General features: G+C 34.5%; 20 protein-coding genes. 5 read left to right on the top strand and 15 right to left on the bottom strand.

Annotated features, from left to right (window positions below; genetic code table 11):
- Positions 1-49: 49 nt before the first annotated feature.
- From NST77_RS02875 to mgtE, 4 genes are all read right to left on the bottom strand, one after another.
- Positions 50-556, bottom strand: coding sequence for a CotO family spore coat protein (locus NST77_RS02875; RefSeq protein WP_095329993.1), 507 nt, complete (start codon positions 554-556; stop codon positions 50-52).
- A 182-nt stretch (positions 557-738) separates the two neighbouring features.
- Complete coding sequence (gene fabI, locus NST77_RS02870) at positions 739-1,512, bottom strand: enoyl-ACP reductase FabI (RefSeq protein ID WP_095329994.1); 774 nt, start codon at positions 1,510-1,512, stop codon at positions 739-741.
- 263 nt (positions 1,513-1,775) lie between these two features.
- On the bottom strand, positions 1,776-3,629 hold the full coding sequence (locus NST77_RS02865; protein ID WP_095329995.1) for a monovalent cation:proton antiporter family protein: 1,854 nt from the start codon (positions 3,627-3,629) through the stop codon (positions 1,776-1,778).
- 20 nt (positions 3,630-3,649) lie between these two features.
- Entirely contained in the window at positions 3,650-5,041 is a 1,392-nt protein-coding gene (mgtE, locus tag NST77_RS02860) for a magnesium transporter (RefSeq protein ID WP_163187670.1), read from the bottom strand.
- 162 nt (positions 5,042-5,203) lie between these two features.
- Here mgtE and prpE point away from each other — a divergent pair, with 162 nt between their 5' ends.
- Positions 5,204-5,962, top strand: coding sequence for a bis(5'-nucleosyl)-tetraphosphatase PrpE (gene prpE / locus NST77_RS02855; RefSeq protein WP_163187668.1), 759 nt, complete (start codon positions 5,204-5,206; stop codon positions 5,960-5,962).
- A gap of 39 nt (positions 5,963-6,001) precedes the next feature.
- On the opposite strand, the gene NST77_RS02850 is transcribed toward prpE, so the two are convergent.
- The 5 genes from NST77_RS02850 to NST77_RS02830 all read right to left on the bottom strand — a co-directional run bounded on the left by NST77_RS02850 (position 6,002) and on the right by NST77_RS02830 (position 9,333).
- Positions 6,002-6,886, bottom strand: a complete 885-nt coding sequence (locus NST77_RS02850) for an RluA family pseudouridine synthase (RefSeq protein ID WP_123260901.1) — start codon at positions 6,884-6,886, stop codon at positions 6,002-6,004.
- Between the two features lie 45 nt (positions 6,887-6,931).
- Positions 6,932-7,726, bottom strand: a complete 795-nt coding sequence (locus NST77_RS02845; protein WP_095329998.1) for an NAD kinase — start codon at positions 7,724-7,726, stop codon at positions 6,932-6,934.
- 86 nt (positions 7,727-7,812) lie between these two features.
- Positions 7,813-8,445 (bottom strand): GTP pyrophosphokinase, encoded by a 633-nt coding sequence (locus tag NST77_RS02840; RefSeq protein ID WP_095329999.1) that lies wholly within the window; start codon positions 8,443-8,445, stop codon positions 7,813-7,815.
- A gap of 148 nt (positions 8,446-8,593) precedes the next feature.
- Positions 8,594-8,962, bottom strand: coding sequence for a UPF0738 family protein (locus tag NST77_RS02835; protein ID WP_095330000.1), 369 nt, complete (start codon positions 8,960-8,962; stop codon positions 8,594-8,596).
- Positions 8,963-9,135: 173 nt separating this feature from the next.
- Positions 9,136-9,333: a hypothetical protein gene (locus NST77_RS02830; protein WP_204259905.1), complete on the bottom strand. Its 198-nt coding sequence runs from the start codon at positions 9,331-9,333 to the stop codon at positions 9,136-9,138.
- A 24-nt stretch (positions 9,334-9,357) separates the two neighbouring features.
- Here NST77_RS02830 and NST77_RS02825 point away from each other — a divergent pair, with 24 nt between their 5' ends.
- From NST77_RS02825 to NST77_RS02810, 4 genes are all read left to right on the top strand, one after another.
- Positions 9,358-9,945, top strand: coding sequence for a CYTH domain-containing protein (locus NST77_RS02825; protein ID WP_123257252.1), 588 nt, complete (start codon positions 9,358-9,360; stop codon positions 9,943-9,945).
- A gap of 140 nt (positions 9,946-10,085) precedes the next feature.
- Positions 10,086-10,712, top strand: coding sequence for a lytic transglycosylase domain-containing protein (locus tag NST77_RS02820; RefSeq protein ID WP_123257251.1), 627 nt, complete (start codon positions 10,086-10,088; stop codon positions 10,710-10,712).
- Positions 10,713-10,818: 106 nt separating this feature from the next.
- The gene (locus tag NST77_RS02815; protein ID WP_095330003.1) at positions 10,819-11,226 is read left to right on the top strand and encodes a globin domain-containing protein; all 408 of its coding nucleotides are present in this window, start codon (positions 10,819-10,821) and stop codon (positions 11,224-11,226) included.
- Positions 11,226-12,098, top strand: a complete 873-nt coding sequence (locus NST77_RS02810) for a ClpXP adapter SpxH family protein (RefSeq protein WP_095330004.1) — start codon at positions 11,226-11,228, stop codon at positions 12,096-12,098. The genes NST77_RS02815 and NST77_RS02810 overlap by 1 nt, the downstream gene beginning before the upstream one ends.
- 331 nt (positions 12,099-12,429) lie before the next feature.
- On the opposite strand, the gene pepF is transcribed toward NST77_RS02810, so the two are convergent.
- The 6 genes from pepF to NST77_RS02780 form a co-directional block, all read right to left on the bottom strand.
- Positions 12,430-14,253, bottom strand: coding sequence for an oligoendopeptidase F (pepF, locus tag NST77_RS02805; RefSeq protein ID WP_095330005.1), 1,824 nt, complete (start codon positions 14,251-14,253; stop codon positions 12,430-12,432).
- Positions 14,254-14,433: 180 nt separating this feature from the next.
- The gene (locus NST77_RS02800) at positions 14,434-15,609 is read right to left on the bottom strand and encodes a competence protein CoiA (protein WP_341122719.1); all 1,176 of its coding nucleotides are present in this window, start codon (positions 15,607-15,609) and stop codon (positions 14,434-14,436) included.
- A 193-nt stretch (positions 15,610-15,802) separates the two neighbouring features.
- Positions 15,803-17,320 carry a cardiolipin synthase gene (cls, locus tag NST77_RS02795; RefSeq protein WP_163187688.1) on the bottom strand — a complete coding sequence of 506 codons (1,518 nt, stop codon included), beginning with the start codon at positions 17,318-17,320 and terminating at the stop codon, positions 15,803-15,805.
- A gap of 314 nt (positions 17,321-17,634) precedes the next feature.
- Positions 17,635-18,297, bottom strand: a complete 663-nt coding sequence (gene mecA / locus NST77_RS02790) for an adaptor protein MecA (protein WP_095330007.1) — start codon at positions 18,295-18,297, stop codon at positions 17,635-17,637.
- Between the two features lie 522 nt (positions 18,298-18,819).
- Positions 18,820-19,215, bottom strand: coding sequence for a transcriptional regulator SpxA (gene spxA / locus NST77_RS02785; protein WP_016204317.1), 396 nt, complete (start codon positions 19,213-19,215; stop codon positions 18,820-18,822).
- Positions 19,216-19,793: 578 nt separating this feature from the next.
- Complete coding sequence (locus tag NST77_RS02780) at positions 19,794-20,369, bottom strand: GNAT family N-acetyltransferase (protein ID WP_095330008.1); 576 nt, start codon at positions 20,367-20,369, stop codon at positions 19,794-19,796.
- Between the last annotated feature and the right edge of the window lies 1 nt (position 20,370).

Here is a 20,370-nt window from a genome sequence, read left to right as displayed (position 1 = left end):
CAAATATTCCAATTTGAAATAACTCTCTATTAAAACGGGAAAAGATTGTTTAAATACCAATCATTTTAATCTCATCGATCGTTGCAATATTTAAAGTAACGATTGTCTGATCCATTAATTTTATATCGACTTTATCTGCATTTAAATCAACAACAAATCCACGAACAGTCTCCTGCTCAGTTACAACCAAACATGGGACTGGTGGTAACTGTTTCGGAAAATGAAGTAAGTACTCTAATTTCTCGACAATTCCCATTTCTTTAAAGCTTTTTAATCGTTTAAAAGCTGGTTTTCTTGGTGTTTTTTCCACTTGCTGTTCTTGATAGCTTTGAATTTGTTCCTGAACATTTGTAGTATCTAGTTTTTCTGCTCCTTCTTTCGCAGCATCTTTTTTCGCTTTTATTTCTTGGAGCGCTTCTTCCTTCTGCTTTTTTTCCATCAGCTCTTTGTATTGCTTCTGTTTAGAAATTTTTGCTGAATAGCTCACTTGCATATTGCCTTGCATCGTTTTTGTGCCTGACTGAGAAAGATAAGGCTTATTATTCTCACTATACATCTATAATCACCTCCTAAAACAGAGAATACAAATTTTATAGGATTCATCCTAATGTATGCATGATTCGCCTAATATGTAACTTTAAATAATGAAAAAGAAAACTAGTACAAGGGAGTGGAATTGGAGCAAAGGAAAGAGCAAAAAAAGACAGTCGATCTATTGATCGGCTGTCTTGAATGAAATTAACCAACAATATGGAAACCTGAGTCAACATGAATGTTTTCTCCTGTTATCCCTCTTGCTAAATCACTGAATAAGAATAATGCTGTATCGCCAACTTCTTCTGGAGTAGTTGTTCTTCTTAGTGGAGAACGTTCTTCAATTTCTTTAAGAATGGAATTGAAATCACTGATTCCTTTTGCTGATAATGTACGAATTGGACCTGCAGAAATAGAATTAACTCGAATGCCTTCTTTTCCTAAATCAGCAGCTAAGTAACGAACACTAGCATCTAAGGAGGCTTTGGCAACACCCATTACATTATAATTTCTAATAGCGCGCTCTCCGCCTAAATAAGTTAATGTAACAATGCTTCCACCTTCTGTCATTAACCCTTTCGCTTCTTTTGCTACAGCAGTTAAAGAATAAGAGCTAATATTATGGGCAAGTAAGAATCCGTCTCTTGTTGTATTCATATAATCACCTTGCAGCTCTTCTTTATGAGCAAAAGCAATACAATGAGCAATTCCATGAATGGTTCCTACTTCTTTTTTTATTGCTGCAAAACAAGTAGCAATCTCTTGGTCATTTGTAACATCACATGGCAAAACAATGCTGTCTGTTGAATCTAAAGTTGCAACAAGGTCACGAACGCTTTTTTCTAATCTTTCCCCTGCATAAGTAAAAATTAAACGCGCACCTGCTTTATGCAAGGAAGTCGCAATTCCCCATGCAATACTTCTTTTATTCGCAACACCCATCACTACATAGGTTTTGCCTTTTAACGAAAAAGTCATTCTTATTCCTCCTATATACTATTACAAGTTATTAGTACCTAGTACTAATTTTACTACAAAAACGTAAAAAAAGAAAGCACTGTTGTAATAGGCGTTTTAATCATTTTCTTCTATATTAAGTACTCTACTATTTCTTTCAGCAAAAACTATTCATTACAAACCATCTTCCTTTTATCTATTTTCGCCCCCATTATAAGGAACCAAACTCTAAAAAAGCTTTCTCTTCCTATTGTTAAAAGAAAGAGAAAGCTCGGTTTACTTCCTTACTTATAATTAAACTCTAGTTGACGTTTTAATTCTGTTACATATGAGTGTGATCCTGTAACAAGAAGATGATCATTAAGCTGTAATTCTGTATCGCCATGTGGAATGACAAAATCAGAGCCTCTGAAAATGCGGACGAAAATAACGTCTCCCGTAAATGGGAATGAGCGCAATGACATCCCTTCAAATTCTTTGTTTCTTAATGTAATCTCATGTAATGCTGTTTCCGTATTACCAAGCAGGGCAAAGATATTTGGTGATTGAATTAATGCCGTTAATAAAGCTTTCGTTGAAGTAAGCATAGAGAAAACTTCGATATCTTCTCTGCGCAGCTCTTCTTCTTTCTCCATGTTCTCGACACGACAAATAACTCGGTCTACTCCTGCCCTTTTTATCATGAGACTCATCTCAGCATTTAAGTAAGAATCTCCAGTGGAAACAACTACAATATCTGCTCCATAAATATCTGTTTGTTGCAGTATATCTTCCGAATAATTTTCCAACTCAATGATTTCAAATAAAGAGTCAGCAATTTGAAAATCGTGTTTTTCTTGTTTTTTATGATAGAAAGTAACATCATACAGGGTGGACTTCAACTCTTGATAAACCTGCATGGTTACCTGATTTACCCCAATAATAGAAACATTTATCACTTTTTCACGTGCAGCATCTTTAGGGAATAGCTTTTTAAAGACAACAGGTGTAATGATACAAGAAATAATCGCTACAAGAATAAAAGTCCCACTCATTTGCGAAGTAATAATATTCAATCGTTCCCCAATTGTCGCGGCTGCAATAACAAGGGATAAGGTTGATGTTAATAAAAATCCGGAAGCCACAATCGTTTTAGTATCATACCATTTTTTCAAATAATAGACTGGCAGCAGCTTACTTACTAATAATGCTACTAATAACAATGGAATAAATAGCAATAGTTTAAGATCAGTAAATAATGACCATATATCCATCTCCACCCCAATCATTACAAAGAATATAGGAATTAAAAATCCATAGCCAAAAGAATCAAGTTGATGAACCAATTCTTCATTTGGCGATAATAACGACACTAGGACCCCTGCCAAGAATGCTCCCAAAATATGTTCTGCTCCAACAGATTCGGATAAAGCAACAAGAAAAATAATTAGGGCAAATACTGCTCTCGTACCAATTTGCACGGTTCCTCGGGAAAGAGTATCCATAAATTTTTTGTTTTTTATTCTTCTACCAACAAAGTAAAGAATTAATCCTGCCCCAAAAAGAATTAATAGCAGCCAAGTATTTCCCCCTGATTCATGAATAGAAGCAAAAACAGCGAGCAAAATCATCGTGACTAAATCTGCGATTACAGCCACCAGCAAAATAATTTGCCCAATAACTGATTTCATTATATTTGCTTCTTTTAAAGTAGGTACTACTACTCCTAAAGAGATAGTTGCAATAATTATTGTCATTAAGAAAGTACTATCAACAAAACCAGCAAGTACAAACAAGAAGCTTAATCCAATAGAAAGAACGAGAATTGCTACAAATATAATAATTGCCGTTTGAAAGGATTTTGGCTCCAATTCTCCATTAGGTAGTGTCTCTCTTTTTTTCTTACTAGAGAAAGCAGAAAAGTCTATCTCTAACCCGCTTAAAAACATTAAAAAGATAAATCCTAATGTTGATAGCGTTTCTAGCCACATATCCTGTTCGACTAGATTAAAACCGCTTTTTCCTATAATTAATCCCATCAAAATTTCGGCAACAACTACCGGAATGACATTCAATTTAAGCCGCTGCAAAATAATAGGGGTTAATAGAGCTACCGTCACGACGATAACTAGTGATGCGAAAGAAGCACCATGTGCCATCGCTATCCCTCCTCTTTTTTCTAATTTGTTAAATAACTCATAAACATTGTTGCCATACCAAAATAAATCAAAATACTGATAATATCATTTATTGTCGTAATAAACGGTCCAGAAGCGACGGCAGGATCAATTTTAAATTTATGCATAATAAGGGGAATAATCGCCCCAGCTATTGTAGCTACAATCAGGGTTCCCAAAATCGAAATTCCCACCAGCATCCCTAAAAAGAAATCACTCTTCCATATATACACAACCATCATAACAAGCAACCCACAAATTGTTCCGGTAATAAGCCCTGTCCCCGCTTCTCTTCCTATTAACTTCCAACTGCTTTCTTTGCCAATATTCCCAGTAGCTATCCCACGAACGGCTACAGCTAAGGCTTGTGTTCCAGTATTTCCAGCCATTCCCGCAATAAGCGGAATAAATACAGCAAGGATAGCAACCTGGTCTAATGTTTTTTCAAAACGACCAATTAAGCTTGCAGTAAACATGCCAAGAAATAATAAAATAATCAGCCATGGCAATCTCTTTTTGGCAGCAGAAAAGGGATGCTGATCAACAAAATCCATGTTTGATACAGCAGCGAATTTAGAATAATCCTCTGAAGCCTCTTCTTGCATGACGTCTACAATATCATCAATAGTAATAATCCCAAGCAACCTTTTTTGAAAATCAACCACAGGCAGCGCCAAAAAATCATAGTCTTGCATTTTTCTTGCTACTTCCTCTTGGTCTTCACTTACAGAAACAGAATAAATGCGGTCATTCATAATTTCCTTTATGAGCATCTGATTATCACTAACAATTAAACTTCGTAACGATACGACACCTACCAACTGCTTTTGTTCATTAACGACATATACATAGTAGATTGTTTCCGCATTAGGAGCCTCTCTTTTCAATATCTCCATAGCGGTTTCTACTTTTTGTTCTGCAGATAAACTAATATAGTCAACTGTCATAATACTTCCGGCAGTGGACTCTTCGTAATGCATAAGTGCTTTAACTCGTGCGGTAGTTGGCTGATCCATTATTGCCAAATAGCTTTCTACTTGCTCTTTATCCAACACATTTAAAATATCGACTGCGTCATCAACGGACATATTTGCTAATGTCTCTGCAACATAATCAGGTAACAGTTTAGCAAATAACGTTTGATATTCCCAATTATCCATTTGTAAGTTCTCGAACATCTTTGCAATCTCATTTGGAGCTAAATATTCAAAAACTTGAGCTCTTTCTTCGATCTCCATTTCCTTAAAAAATGAAGCTTGATCGTATGGATGTAAATCAAGGAAATTTTTTCGGAATTCTTGTAAGTTTTCATTTTGTAAAGAATGGAGAATTACAGCATGCTGTGCTTCATTTGTCAATATTTTCTCTGCCACCGTTGTTCTTCCTCCTTTCATAAAAAAATAATATGATTTTTATAGTAACAAAAGATAAACGATTTGTCTTTTATTTATACATAAACTAAATACTCTCTTTATAATTCCCCAAATAGAGAAACAATTAACAAAAATGCACATTATAGCAATTGGGTATAGTAAAAAGGTAAAGGGGTGATTTTAATGAAGCTTGATATCATTGGAGATATCCATGGATGTTACGAAGAGTTTACGCTTTTAACAGAAAAATTAGGCTATACTTGGGACCAAGGTTATCCCTTGCATCCAGCAGGAAGAAAGCTTGCCTTTGTTGGTGATTTAACAGATCGAGGTCCTGCTTCCTTAGCGGTTATCGAAACTGTTTATTTATTAGTAAAGAAAGGGTTAGCTTATTATGTACCCGGAAACCATTGTGATAAACTATACCGTTTTTTCTTAGGAAGGAAGGTAAAAATTGCCCATGGTTTGGAAACCACTGTTTGTGAATGGGAGCAATTAAATAAAAAAGAACAACAAAGAATCAAAAGGATGTTTAAAGAGTTATACGAAAGTGCACCATTATACCATATTTTGGATAACCAAAAAATAGTCATTGCCCATGCAGGTATTCGTGAAGATTATATTGGAAAGTACCATAATAAAGTAAAAACCTTTGTGCTTTATGGCGATATCACCGGAGAAGTTCATGAAGACGGTTCTCCTGTAAGAAGAGATTGGGCCAAAAAGTATAAAGGAAAACCGATTGTTGTATATGGACACACCCCTGTGCGCAATGTAAGAGAAATGAATCGAACATACAACATAGATACCGGCGCGGTCTTTGGAGGGAAATTAACAGCACTTCAATATCCAGAACTAACTGTTGAATCTGTGCCCTCCAGTATGCCTCTTGTAGAAGAAAAATTTCGCACATTTGATACAGAAACAGCAAAGAATCTTTAATTTACTTTAGAAAATAACAAAAAAGAGTGAAGTTTCCTTTTAAATGGATTCTTCACTCTTTTTTATTTTCCGTTCAAGCCCTTTCATATCATCAGGGAGATCAACTGTAAAAGTAATCGATTGTTTCGTCACAGGATGCGTAAACTTAAGAAAAAAACAATGTAAGGCTTGCCGATTTATCCAATCTCGTTTTCCTCCATATAAATCGTCACCTAAAAGCGGATGTCCCTGATAAGCTAGATGAACACGAATCTGGTGCGTTCTTCCTGTCTCTAAAGACAATTCTATAAGGGATAAATGCTTATCCTGTGCTAATACACGATAATGGGTAATGGCTGTTTGGCCATCTTTCCTTACTTCCCTTTTAATAATACTGTCCGAGCATCTGCCAATTGGCTCATTAATGGTAGCAGTAAACGGCGAAATTTGTCCTTCAGCAAAAGCGAGATATTTTCGTTTTACATCACCGCCTTTTTGCTGTTCACTAAGTAAATGGTGAATGTGACGATGTTTAGCAATAAGCACTAATCCAGATGTATCCCGATCTAATCTCGTGACAATATGGGTTGTTGCTTCAATTCCCTGCTTTTGATAGTAGCCTACTAATGCATTAGCTAAACTACCACTAGGATGCTCTCTTGATGGTATCGTATTCATCCCAGACTCTTTTTGTACAATTAAGAGATACTCATCCTCAAAGACAATGTTTAACGAGATCTGTTCTGGAATTAAGCCCCTACTAGGCAGCTCCGGTGGAAAAGAAACCACTAATTGATCGCCTTCCTTTAATGTGTAGCGAACATTTTCTTCTTTTTCGTTAACAAGAATCTTCCCACCCTTAAACTTTATATCTGTTAAAGCCGCCTTAGAGATATGTTGAGTCTTCAAAAATTCCTTAATGGTCATACTTTTTTCTTGCTGCATAACCCACTTTAACGTAAAGCTCAAGCTATCGCTCCTGTCTATTTCTTATTCAGAAATGAAAGAATCATGTACTCGTTTCCAAAATGGAAATGGTCGAAACCTTGCAAACCGTACTTTTTCTTCTGCTACTCGATATTGAATCGAATGTACTTTTTTATGTAAAAGATTCAAATGATCAATAGAGATTTGAAAATTAGGTTCATTCACTGGCTTTAACACACATGTATGATGTTTCGGTAAAATTAATGGGGAGCCAACCGTTCGAAAGACTCTATTATTTATGGAAGCCATTTCTGCCAACTGTATTGCTTCAATAGAGGGATGCACAATCGCTCCGCCTAAAGCTTTATTATAAGCAGTACTTCCAGAAGGGGTAGATACACAAAGACCATCCCCTCTAAATCGTTCGAAATGTTTGCCGCTCATTTCTACGTCCATAACAAAGGTTCCTTCCATACTTTTCACCGTTGATTCATTTAATGCTAAATATCTCGTTTCTTTTTCCTCATTTTGATAACGAACTATCACTTCTAAAATGGGATATTCAATAATGTTATATGGCGTTTTTGCTATCGCAATGACGAGTTTTTCTAACTCAGCTGGCGTCCAGTCTGCATAAAAACCTAAATGACCAGTATGCATCCCAACAAAGGCAGTTTTATCTAAACGATTGCTGTATCGATGAAATGCATAAAGAAGTGTCCCATCTCCTCCTACGGAGATTACAATATCCGGCTCTTCTTCATCATATACCAATTCAAAATCAAGCAAATATTGTTTAATTATTTGGACTAAGTTTTCTGATTTCGAATCACCCTTTGAGGTAACGGCAAATTTCATAAGTTTGGTAGCTCCTCTTCTCAGTTTTTAGAAATGCAGAATATCTTTGAATTTCTTTTTGTGCTTAGAAACGATCTAACTAAAAACTACTTATTTTTATCATTTTCTTTCTTACGGTTAAAGAAAGCTTGTGCTTCTTGAATTTCTCCCCGGATTAAAGACATTTCTTTATCTAATCGAAAAGCAGCTTCTGCCGCTCCTTGCAATCTCATTTTAATATCTTCGGGAAATTGGCCTTTATACTTATAATTTAGCGAATGTTCAATCGTCGCCCAGAAATTCATCGCAAGCGTACGAATTTGAATTTCGACTAAGAGTTTCTTTTCCCCATTTATGGTTTGTACTGGATAGACAATTACCACGTGGTAAGAACGATAGCCGCTTTCTTTTCTATGTAAGATATAATCTCTCTCTTCGACAATGTCAAAATCATTTCTTTGTCTTAATAGTTCAACAACTCTTATAATATCGTCAACAAATGGACACATCATTCGAAGTCCTGCAATATCTTGCATTTCTGTTTCTAGTTTATCTAAAGGTATCCCCTTTTCATTTGCCTTATCCAATATACTTGCTATTGGTTTTACACGCCCTGTTACAAATTCTATCGGAGAATGATCATCTTCATGATCAAATTGACGTCTCATTCCTTTTAGTTTAACCTTTAGCTCATCTACCGCTTGTTTATAGGGCGCCAAAAATTGATCCCACTGTTTCATATATATAACACCTCAATTCCAAGGTTCTTTTCAGACGAGGTATTTCTTTTATAGACGATTTGTCGATTAATTATCTATTTTTTCAAAAACAGGCAGAATTACACCATTAAACAGTGGATAAACCTGCTTTATACAATCTAACAAATCATTATAGAAAAACGGATGAAACTCCTTTTTCCATATCCTCTCCATAATTTCCATTTCCTCGAATATTCTCAATTAAATACTCTAATTCCTCTTTGAAGTTTTCAAGCAATAAATGCCCCTTCTCATCTTTTATAAAAAATGAACTATTTGACTCTAATGCCTGTTTACAATCCTTCCATACGCTTTCCGGAATTTCTAGATAAACATATTCATTTTCCTTTTCAAGTAAATATATAAACGCAAGAGCATCAGAATCAACAAGTATTTGACCACATGCCTTCGCATTTTCTAAATTGACATCCTCTTGCAGTTGAAATACTAGTTCATTTTCCCTTTTAATTGTCTCTTTAATTTGCCATTTTTGTTTCATCATTCACCCTCCAACTATGCATATTTTACCACAACCACAAGAATTATCATAGAAAAGCGGAAGCACCTTGTCAGCGGTGTACAAACTGGAGGACTAGCGACTAAGATAAAGGAAACACGATAAGCGGCAGCGAATCGATGTTGACTTATCGTAGGGAGGTAGTCTGAAGTTTGCTAACCGCTAGGCGCTGCAGCTAGACAGATAGAAAAGCGGAAGCGCCTTGTCAGCGGTATACAAACTGGAGGACTAATTACTCCACGTCCTGTGGCAACGTCGACACTAGTACATCCTGTACGTCGGAAGACGTCGATTGAGATAAAGGAAACACGAACATAGCTTGTTTCTCTTTCTACCATTATAATAATAGACAAGATGGTTTAAGAAAGGATCTATATATGTCTAAAAATCAAAACATTGAAATCGAATTTAAAAATATGTTAACAAAAGAAGAATATGAACTGCTCCTAACTCATTTTCAAGTGAGCGAGGAAGATTTATTTGAACAAGAAAACCATTACTTTGATACTAGTAATTTTGCTTTAAAAGCTAATCACTCCGCACTTCGAATTCGTAAAAAAGAGGCAGAATATGAATTAACATTAAAGCAGCCGCATCCAGACGGGCTTTTAGAAACAAATAAAATTCTTTCCAAAACAGAAAGCGATGATATTTTTTCAACTGGAAGAATAAGTGATGAGCAAATTTCAAGTCTGTTAAGAAACATGAACATCGATCCAACATCTATTATATATTTTGGAAGCCTACGAACAATTAGGGCGGAAAAGAAAATTGGAAATGGTTTACTAGTTTTGGACCATAGTTTTTATTTAAAAAAAGAAGATTATGAGTTAGAATATGAAGTAAGCAATCGGGAAGAAGGAAAAATTTACTTTCAGGAGCTATTAGCCACCTTAAAAATTCCCGTTAGAAAAACAAAAAACAAAGTACGCAGATTTTATGATGAAAAATATAACCAAAAGTAATTTAGTACATTTGCTAGATTATTCTACACCGTTGTACCAGCAATAAAGTTTATTCACCACTTTATTGCTTCTATTTTGTTCACTGCGAAGTGTTGTTACTTGATGTAAATAGTCTTATTTCTCATAAATGGAGGAAAGCAATGAAAATTGATCAGTTTAAGGTAATGCTTGAACTCCAAGCTTTACAAGGTTTAAATTCACAAAATACAGGTAGTGCATCTACCCTCTTTCAAGATTTTCTGAGTAATATGTTATCATCTGAGACAAAATTAACGAATGCAATTGAAAATAATACACTAGGAGCAGCTTCCATACCATTAGGCTTAGCGAATACTAGCCCTCTTATGCCATTAAGTTTAACCAAGCTGTCTTCTTCATCGGCATCTACCACTTCTGATTTCGATGAAATGATTAAAACAGCAGCAGAAAAATATAACTTACCTGAAAAGTTAATCAGCTCTGTTATCAAAGTGGAATCCAATTTTAATCCTAATGCAACAAGCTATGCCGGAGCATCTGGATTAATGCAGCTAATGCCGAGCACAGCAACATCGTTAGGTGTGCAAAATGTTTTTAATCCATTAGACAATATTATGGGTGGCAGCAAGTACTTAAAACAAATGTTAGATAAATATAACGGAAATGTCGAACTTGCTTTAGCAGCCTACAATGCTGGACCTGGTAATGTGGATAAGTACGGTGGCATTCCGCCATTTAAGGAAACACAGAATTACGTAGCTAAAGTAACGCAGCATTATACGGCATAATGTCCCTCTCGACCTGTTTACAAGCTATTTATTTGTACAATGAAATATCGATTGTTACAATATAGTTAAAGTACTGCTATAAAAGAACGATAAAGGAGTTTTAAATATGGTCGAGAAAATGTCGACACCTTATGAAAAAATTGGTGAAGCCACATTAAATAAACTTGTAGATTCATTCTACAATCGTGTTGGTCAACATCCTGACCTAGCTCCTATCTTCCCAAAAGATTTAACAGAAACTGCTCGTAAGCAAAAACAATTTCTCACACAATTTTTAGGCGGTCCACCTCTTTACTCTAATGAACATGGTCATCCAATGCTAAGAGCGAGACATTTACCTTTTCCAATAACAGAAAAGCTTGCCCTAGCATGGTTATCTTGTATGGATGAAGCCATGGAAGAAGTAGACTTAGATAAGGAAATACGAGAAGAGATTTTTTCAAGACTCGTGCTGACAGCGAAACATATGGTTAATTCGGAGGAAATTGAAACTAAAAAAGGTGATAACACGTGATGGAAAAAGACATTTCTATATCCAAGCCGAAAACAGCTGATGACAATTGCCAAGATAGAAAACCACTCGAAATATATATGTTTATCGACCCACTCTGTCCAGAATGCTGGGCGCTTGAGCCTATTATGAAAAAATTACAGATTGAATACGGACGGTATTTCTCCCTTAAACATGTATTAAGCGGTAGATTATCTTCCTTAAATTGTAGTAAGAAGAGCAAGCATGCGAATATCGCCGAATTTTGGGAAAAAACCGCTAGTCGTTCAGGAATGTCATGTGATGGTTCTTTATGGTTTGATAACCCTATCGTTTCTCCTCATTTACCTTCCATCGCACTTAAAGCAGCAGAATTGCAGGGACGGAAATCTGGAATGAAATTCTTGCGAAAATTGCAAGAACTATTGTTTTTAGAGAAAAAAAATATTGCCACCTTTGAAGTTCTTAAGTCCTGTGCTAAAAGTGTAGGAATCGATGTAATAGAATTTGTATCAGATATTCATTCAAATAGTGCAGCTAAAGCTTTTCAATGTGATTTAAAAATCACAAGGGAAATGGAAGTAAATGAAATACCAACATTAGTCTTCTTTAATGAGAATATTGAAGAGGAAGGGATTAAAGTTACCGGTTACTATCCATATGAGGTATATGTACAAATTATCGAGGAAATGCTTCAGATTCAGCCAGAAAAAGCAGCTCCACCGCCACTAGAAAACTTTTTAGAGTGCTTTAAACTTGTTGCATCAAAGGAATTATCTGTTGTTTATAATAAATCCATTCAAGAGATTGAAAAAGAAATGAAGAAATTGCAATTAAGACAACTAGTAGAACAAATACCAGCTAAATACGGGGTATTTTGGAAATATATCGGTTAAAACTGGGGGATATGGTAATCTATTAAGATGCCATGTCTATTTTTTTATAATGAAATACGAAAAAAAATAAAAAAGGACTTGCTGTCTCAAGGCAAGGCCTTTTTTACTTTTACGAACAAAGGGGATGGGAGAAATTTTTCACGGTCAAACAAAGGGGTATAAGTTTGTTTGTGATTAACTTCACAACTAAATAGTATCATAATTTAATTATCTTCTGCAATACATCTGGGGGGATGTTCACAAAACCTTCATAATTTCAAACTGTTCGCAAACGAAAAAAAGCGTGTAATAGAGTTTTCCTCTACCACACGCTTTACTATTCTTAAGGCAATTAAATTTCGTTTAATAAGCTTTCCATCTCATTCAATTTTTCTTCAAAAACCTGGCATGCCTCTTCGATTGGCGTTTTGCTTGTCATATCTACTCCAGCTTTTTTAAGTACTTCAATTGGATAATCAGAACTTCCAGCCTTTAAGAACTCAATATATCGTTCCACTGCTGGTGTCCCCTCTTCTAATATTTGTTTACTCAATGCTGTTGCAGCACTATAGCCAGTTGCATATTGATATACATAGAAATTATAGTAGAAATGCGGAATTCTTGACCACTCTAAGCCAATTTCCTCATCAATAATAATATCTTCTTCCCCAAAATACTTCTGATTTAAAGCATAGTATTCCTTTGTCAGTAAATCAGCTGTTAATGGCTCATTATTACTTGCTTTTTCATGAATTAATTGTTCAAATTCAGCAAACATCGTTTGACGGAATACCGTACCACGGAAGCCCTCTAAGAAATGATTCAGTAAATATAGACGTTTTTGTTTATCTGTTATTGTTTTTAGCAAGTGATCGTTCAATAAGGATTCATTGCAAGTAGAGGCTACTTCTGCAACAAAGATGGAATAATTACCATAAGGATATGGCTGTGATTTTCTTGTATAATAGCTATGCACAGAATGCCCAAATTCATGTGCTAACGTAAATAGATTGTTTACATTATCCTGCCAGTTCATTAAAATATATGGATTGGTTCCATAAGATCCAGAAGAATAAGCACCACTTCTTTTCCCTTTATTCTCATGTACATCCACCCAGCGGTTTTCAAAGCCTTCTTTTAAGATAGACGCATATTCCTCACCAAGTGGAGCCAAGCCTTTTATAACTAATTCTTTCGCTTCTTCATAAGGAATTTCCATTTTCACATCTTTGACTAATGGTGTATATAAATCGTACATATGCAGTTTTTCTAGGCCAAGGACTTTTTTACGCAATTTCACATAACGATGTAATAATGGTAAATTCTTATTAATTGTTTCCACTAGATTTTCATACACTTGTTCTGGAATATTATTGGCAGCCAATGCAGCATGTCGTGGCGAATTATAGTTTCTTATTTTTGCATTAAATGTATGACTTTTTACTTCTCCACTCAATGTAGAAGCAAATGTGTTTCTAAATTTGCCATAGGTATCATAGACAGCCATAAATGCATCACGGCGTACACGTTGATCCGCACTTTCCAGAAAGCGAGAATAACGGCCATGCGTAACTTCTACTTCTTCTCCGTTTTCATCCTTAATGCTTGGAAACTCCAAATCGGCATTATTCAGCATCCCAAATGTATTGCTAGAAGAATCTAATACCTCTGATGCTTGTGCAAGCAGGGCTTCTTGGTCAGCATTTAACACATGAGGTCTTTGTAAATTGATTTCTTCTAAAGCCTTCTTATACAGCTTTAATTCATTATTTTCTTCTAAATATGCACTGATTACTTTTTCATCAATGGATAATAGTTCTGGTACCATGTAAGCTAACGCACTTGCAGCCTGTGCATACAAGCTTTTAATACGTCCGTCTACGCCTTGATAGAAACTATTAGTCGTATCTTGATCATAACGCATATGTGCATATGTATATAATTTTCCAAGTCTTGATAAAAGCTCATCCTGATATTGCAAAGCTTCATAAAGAACCTCTGCACTTTCGGAAAGCTTCCCTTGATACTCTGTTGCTTTTTGAGATAATTTCTTTACTTCTTCAAATTCTTTATCCCATTCTTCATCACTTGCAAATATATCCTCTAATCTCCAAGTATCTTCTACTGGTACCTCATTACGCAGTGGTAATTTTTTTACTCCTGTTTCTGCTGACATATTCCATCCTCCACTCTTTTTTTATTTCGGAATTCGAAAATAAACGTTATTAAATATTCTCTGTTTCCAAACCAATTCCTTCTTATTCTACCAAATTTTCGATCTATTTCCGATTTTAATGCATGAGCAATTTTTCTACATATACAATAGCATATGTATTTTATGTTTTTTCATTTATCTTTATTGCTTATTGATCAAATTTTTTAATTGCTTATAGAACATTACTTCTTCCTGTTCCTGTATCTCATAATCTCTGATTTTCTTCTTATAAAGCATCTGATAAAAACAAGGTTTTATTTCCTCTATAACCTTTAGTTCCACCAGAAGGAGTATATATTGTTTAACTGTTTCTCGCCAGTCTACCTCGCTTATAAAAGGACAATCTCTTATTTTAATTTGTCCCCTTTCAATTCTCTTATGGAAATTCACATAAATCTTTTGAAGGGGGTATATTTTCGTCTCTTCTTTAAAGCTATCCAGAAAAATAGTCGCCTGCCAATATAATGGTGGTGTTTCGAGGAGAACCCCTTCCTTTAAAGGGATACCAATAAATGGGGGTAAAAAATGGGGATGAAGACCATGGGCATACAGTTCTTTTAAAAATTGATAATTTGTTTTAGTTTGGTAATGTACATCCTTTGTTTTTTGCCGATGAATAATCTCACGCCAATAAGCAAAATGCCATTTTTTTCTGGGAATAAAGGGCTGCTTTCCCTCTATTTTTACTAATGGAAAGCAAAAAGTAGTCACAAAAGATTGGGAGATGGATATTGGTATAGGGTTCTGAATCAAATAAAACGCCCGGTCATATGGACAATACGACGGTAGGAGATATTGTTTGCGGTATAAGATGAAAAACTGATAAACAAATGCAGAAAGCTTCAATTTGATTGGATTCCACTTCTTTAAATGGCAAAAGCCGATAATCCAAATAGGATGAATGTTTACTTTTCGATAACCTTCTGTACGTTTCTTGATTAACTGTGGAGAAATCACAGCACATTGATATTCAATTACATACTGCTTATTACGAAAGACAAAACTAATATCTGCCCGTTGCTTTATTTCTGGATAATAAGGCTCTAATAGGGGATGAAGATTCAATTCAACTAATTTTTGATATAATTGCAACTTTCCTTGTAAATGATAAGTAGACTCCGCCTCTCCATTACTTGAACAACACGCTTTCCTTTCATGGGCAAAATGTGTAATCTTTTTTTCTCCCATTTTTAAGAGAACACGTCCCTTACATTCTGGACAATACAATGGAGTTTGCCGTAAGCCTTTTAAATCATCTTTCTCCTTCCTAGTGAATAAGTTGATTATTTCGCCAGCTTCTGTCATGGCTGTAAACAAAGAAATTTCCTCCTTTTCAATTTATTCTATACCTATTCTTGTTTATGATTAGAATCCCCTTCTTAAACTTCTTTTTTATTTCAATTTCTGTTCCTTCTTTCTTAGAGAATGTCCCATACGAAAAAAGAGCTCGCTTTTGCTCATTATCTTAAATAAGCATAAATACGCGCTCTTTAGATGGAATCAAAACACTTTATAATAACGGTGATAATAATCTGGAAGTCGATTCAAGCATTCTATAGCCATAATGCCTCTTATTAAAGGTCTCTTCTTCTAATTCGATTGATTGATTTATATCCTCTAGATAGTCTTTTACGAGCTTTTCGGTACTTCTTGTTTTATATAAAAAAGCGCTAACTTCAAAATTTAAATGAAAGCTTCTCATATCCATATTACATGTCCCAATGGAAGCAATTTCTCCATCTACAATGATAATTTTACTATGCATAAATCCGCGGTTATATTCAAAGACCCTGACTCCCGACTCTAGTAATTCTGGAAAATAAGAGCGGGAAGCATGGAAAACAATTCTTTTATCCGGTTTACTAGGAACGAGAATACGTACATCCACTCCACTTAATGAAGCAATTTTAATAGCAGAAAATATATCTTCATCTGGAATAAAATAAGGAGTAGCAATCCAAATCGATTCTTTAGCCGTAGTAATCATGCTAAAAAAGATACTTTTGATGACGCTCCATTCATTGTCAGGTCCCCCCGCAATCAATTGTACCCCACCATGCGAATTTTCCTCTGAAATAGGCGTTAAATATTCCTCTGTCAAAAAGCTATGGTTCGTCATATAGTACCAATCTTGTAGAAAAATTAATTGCAAGGATCTTACAGCATTTCCTTTTACTAATAAATGAGTATCCCTCCAGTATCCAATGGAAGGATTTCTTCCCAAATATTCATCGCCAATATTAAGCCCGCCAACAAAACCAATATTGCCATCTATTATAATAATTTTACGATGGTTTCGAAAATTAAACTTACTATTAAAAAAAGGCATTTTAACTGGACCAAAAGCGATAACTTCAATCCCTGCCTCTTTCATCTCTGAACAAAATTTTTTCGATAACTTCCAAGAACCAACTGCATCATATAAAAAACGCACTTGCACCCCAGCTCTGGCCTTTTCAACTAATACATCCTTTATCTCCTGACCAATGGCATCATCTCTTACAATGTAATATTCTAGGTGGATATGATGTTTTGCTTTCTTCAGTTCTTTCAAAATAGCTGAAAATGTTTCCTCTCCATCTGTTAATATCTCTGTTGAGGTACCGAAGGAAATAGGCGTATTTCCAAGCTTCTCAGCTAGGTGAAATAAGTTCCGTTGATGTCCATCAAGTATCTTTCTCTTTTCTTCTCTTCTCGAACTAATTGCTTGTTCGATCTTCAGGAATGCTTCTTTATCTAGAAAGTATTTTTTACGATAAATTCTTTCTTTTCGATAGTTCCTGCCAAAGAATAGATAAAAGACAAACCCGATAATTGGAAAACTCCCCAAGACGATTAACCAGGTTAATGTTTGTGTAGGATGTCGATTTTCAAAGAAAATGACCAAGCCGATAAAAACAACTGATAAACTGATCACTAAACTTAATTGTCCGTAAATTCCTCCCTGTATAGAGAAAAATAAATTAAACACATAAACAAACAGAACCGCTACGATAAAAAACAAGCCTAATCTAGCAGTATGATTCATAATAGACACCGCCATTCTCCCAATATACTTACATTAAGCTTAGAATTATCTCTTTTATTCCTATATATATACCCATAATTACCATAAATTACTCCACAGGCGCCCGATAATCAATCTATTAAGGGAGAATTAGTCTATTTATTTTGGATTAAAATTTACACTCTCCGGAGAAGTCTCTATATAATTCAGAAGGATCAGCACTTAAATATTCTACTTTTTCTCACAAAACGCCAAGAAACTCTACAATGAAAGGCTATGACCGAACATTGTAGAGTTTCTTTAACTTTTTAGTATATGATTGGCACAGATACTATTTAATGGAAGTACTTTCTTAATTCCATAAAGACTTCATTCTCAATAATAACTTTACCATATTCTTGGAGAACATGAATGGTCATTTTAGAATCTTCTTGAGCATATTCAAGTAAAATGCTCAATGCATTTTCTACTTCCTCTTCTGCAATTTCTTCATCAAGAAATTGCACAAATAAGTAATATTTTCCATTGTAATTATAAAGCTTCGTATCGATCCCTTCTAGCCCCTGCATCTTAGATAAAGAAATAATATCCTCAAAATCATTGAACGTTAAGAGGAACTCGAGACTTTCATCGTACTCTTCTTCTCCCTCTTTAATCGTAAAATGTTGATCCATTAAATCTTCAAAACGTTCATCAATTGGTAAATCCTTTAGCTTATCCTCTGGAATAGAAATTTCAAACTTCTGTCCATCTTTCGAAAGCTGCGCTTTTGTAACTAAGATTTCCAACCCTTTTTCTAGAGCTTGAACTTGAATCCATAATGGTCCATCAAATATGAAGTCTTCTTCTTGATGCACTTCATCCATCATTTCCCAAAATAACTCTTCACTGCGTTCCCGATTATACCAAATCTCCTCACGCTTAAACCCACGTTCTTCTATATCAATATACGAAATATAAAACTTTACTGTATGATCATTAATTCTTTCAATTTCCATACGCTAACACTCCCTTCAGACTATGATGGAAGGGACAAGAGACCCCCATACAGATTGTTTTATTTCTTACAAGTAAATTTTCTGAAATAAAATTTTTATTTTTCCTTGTATTGTACCTTGTACTTTATATTTTATGACAAAAGCAGTATAAATGGAATTAAAATATCTTGGGAATGGAAAAAACCATTAAATGCCTATTCAAAAAGCATTCACAATTTTCAATTATCTAAATAAATGAAGGCTTATTCGAAGTCAGCAATTAGTTCTTTTTTATACCATATTCCTGTATCATTATATTTAGTAGTATTACCTCATAGAAATTATTTCAAACTAAAAAGTCCAGACAATTACTAACACTATAACCAGACTATCTAATCAAGTTAGATTGGTTTCTACCTTAAGTAACTAGGAAAGCCTCTGTTTTTTCTTGGTTACTATATAAAAAAGAAAAACCTGACTGAACGATACCAAATTTTCATTTAGTACCGCCTTAAGCCAGATTTTTTTATACGTTCTTCTTAATTAGTTAACTAATCTTTGTGCTTCTCTTAACTGGAAAGTACGAACTTTTCTTGGTAAGAATCTGCGAATTTCATCTTCATTGTATCCTACTTGTAGTCTTTTTTCGTCAATGATTATTGGACGTCTTAATAGACCTGGATTATTTTGAATAATACCAAACAAATCTTGTAATGGCATTGTTTCTAAATTCACATTTAACTTTTGAAAAGTTTTACTTCTTGTTGAAATAATTTCATCTGTTCCATCTTCCGTCATACGAAGAATTTCTTTAATTTCCTCAATAGAAAGCGGTTCAGAAAATATATTTCTTTCTTTATATGCGATTTCATGTTCCTCTAACCATGCTTTTGCTTTTCTGCAGGATGTACAACTTGGTGAAGTGTATAATGTTACCATTTTACAAATTCACGCTCCCTTTATTTAGACATGTAATTAACTACATTCATTATGATTATAAATAACTTGAGTTATTTTCTTGCTAATTCTTAAATTATAATTAATTCAATCAAGTAATTTATATTAATTATTATACACTAATTGTTTGCTTTATGGTATATGTTTTAAAAAATTTATCCACAAGTATCATTAAATTCTGTATATAAGCTGCTATAGGTATTTGCTGTGATTCTCCTCCTTTATGTAAGAAAAACTCGTTATGAAAGTACGAATCCTTCAGTTATTTTATTACTTATCATTATAGACGTTTGAAAACCAAAAAAGTTTCAAAAAATTATCTCATCTGTTAATATATTTGGTCTAAATATATATTTTCTGATTATATACCCAATATTTCTTTCTATTAAACCTCTATCTATTCTCAATTAAGGAGATTTTAATGAAAATATAAAAAGATTTTAATAAAACTCTTCTTTATATATGGCAGCTTATCGTCAGCAGTTATCTTCGTTACAAGGTGACCGCTCATTTTGTAGGAGGGCTGTCACCTTGAGGGTAGCTGTTTTATTACACTTTAATCAAATTTCATCGAATAAATTTTTTCGTTTTTGTTCCAAATTTAGTTGGACTACCTCATCAACTGGTTCATATGATTCTCCGTAAAACTGTAAATCTTTATATGTGTGAATTTTATTATATGTTCTTACCAATGCTTGATAAACGACATCTTCTCCTTCATTATTAGGTGCCCAGTAGAGAATTTCCATTGCATTCACTTCCCTAGTTGCTAGGGATAAACGTCTATAACCAATAGAGGTTGCATGCTTAAAGTCTTCTCGCCGGTAAAATTTTAGCCGTTTTTTCGTATCACTATCTTTATAATTTATCGGTTCCACTTCCAAAATAATCGGTTTTCCCTTTTTTTTCAGTTTTTCCACTAATTGATGACCAAGCCCCTGCCCTCTTGCTTCGTCAGAGACAAATAAATAATCGACAAAAACAAAATCCTCTGCTTCCACATACATTAACACATGATACTTCCCTTCATCCTTATGATAATATTCTGGAAAGTCTTTTAGTAATGCTTCCATATGCTCTTGTGATTTCATTTCTTCCACAGGAAAATATTGATTTAACTTATCGTACCAATGCATC

This window comes from Niallia sp. FSL W8-0177, assembly GCF_038006285.1.
Taxonomy (GTDB): domain Bacteria; phylum Bacillota; class Bacilli; order Bacillales; family Cytobacillaceae; genus Niallia; species Niallia circulans_A.
The sequence above is the reverse complement of the archived record's forward strand: the minus strand, read 5'-3'. Positions and strand labels throughout refer to the sequence as shown.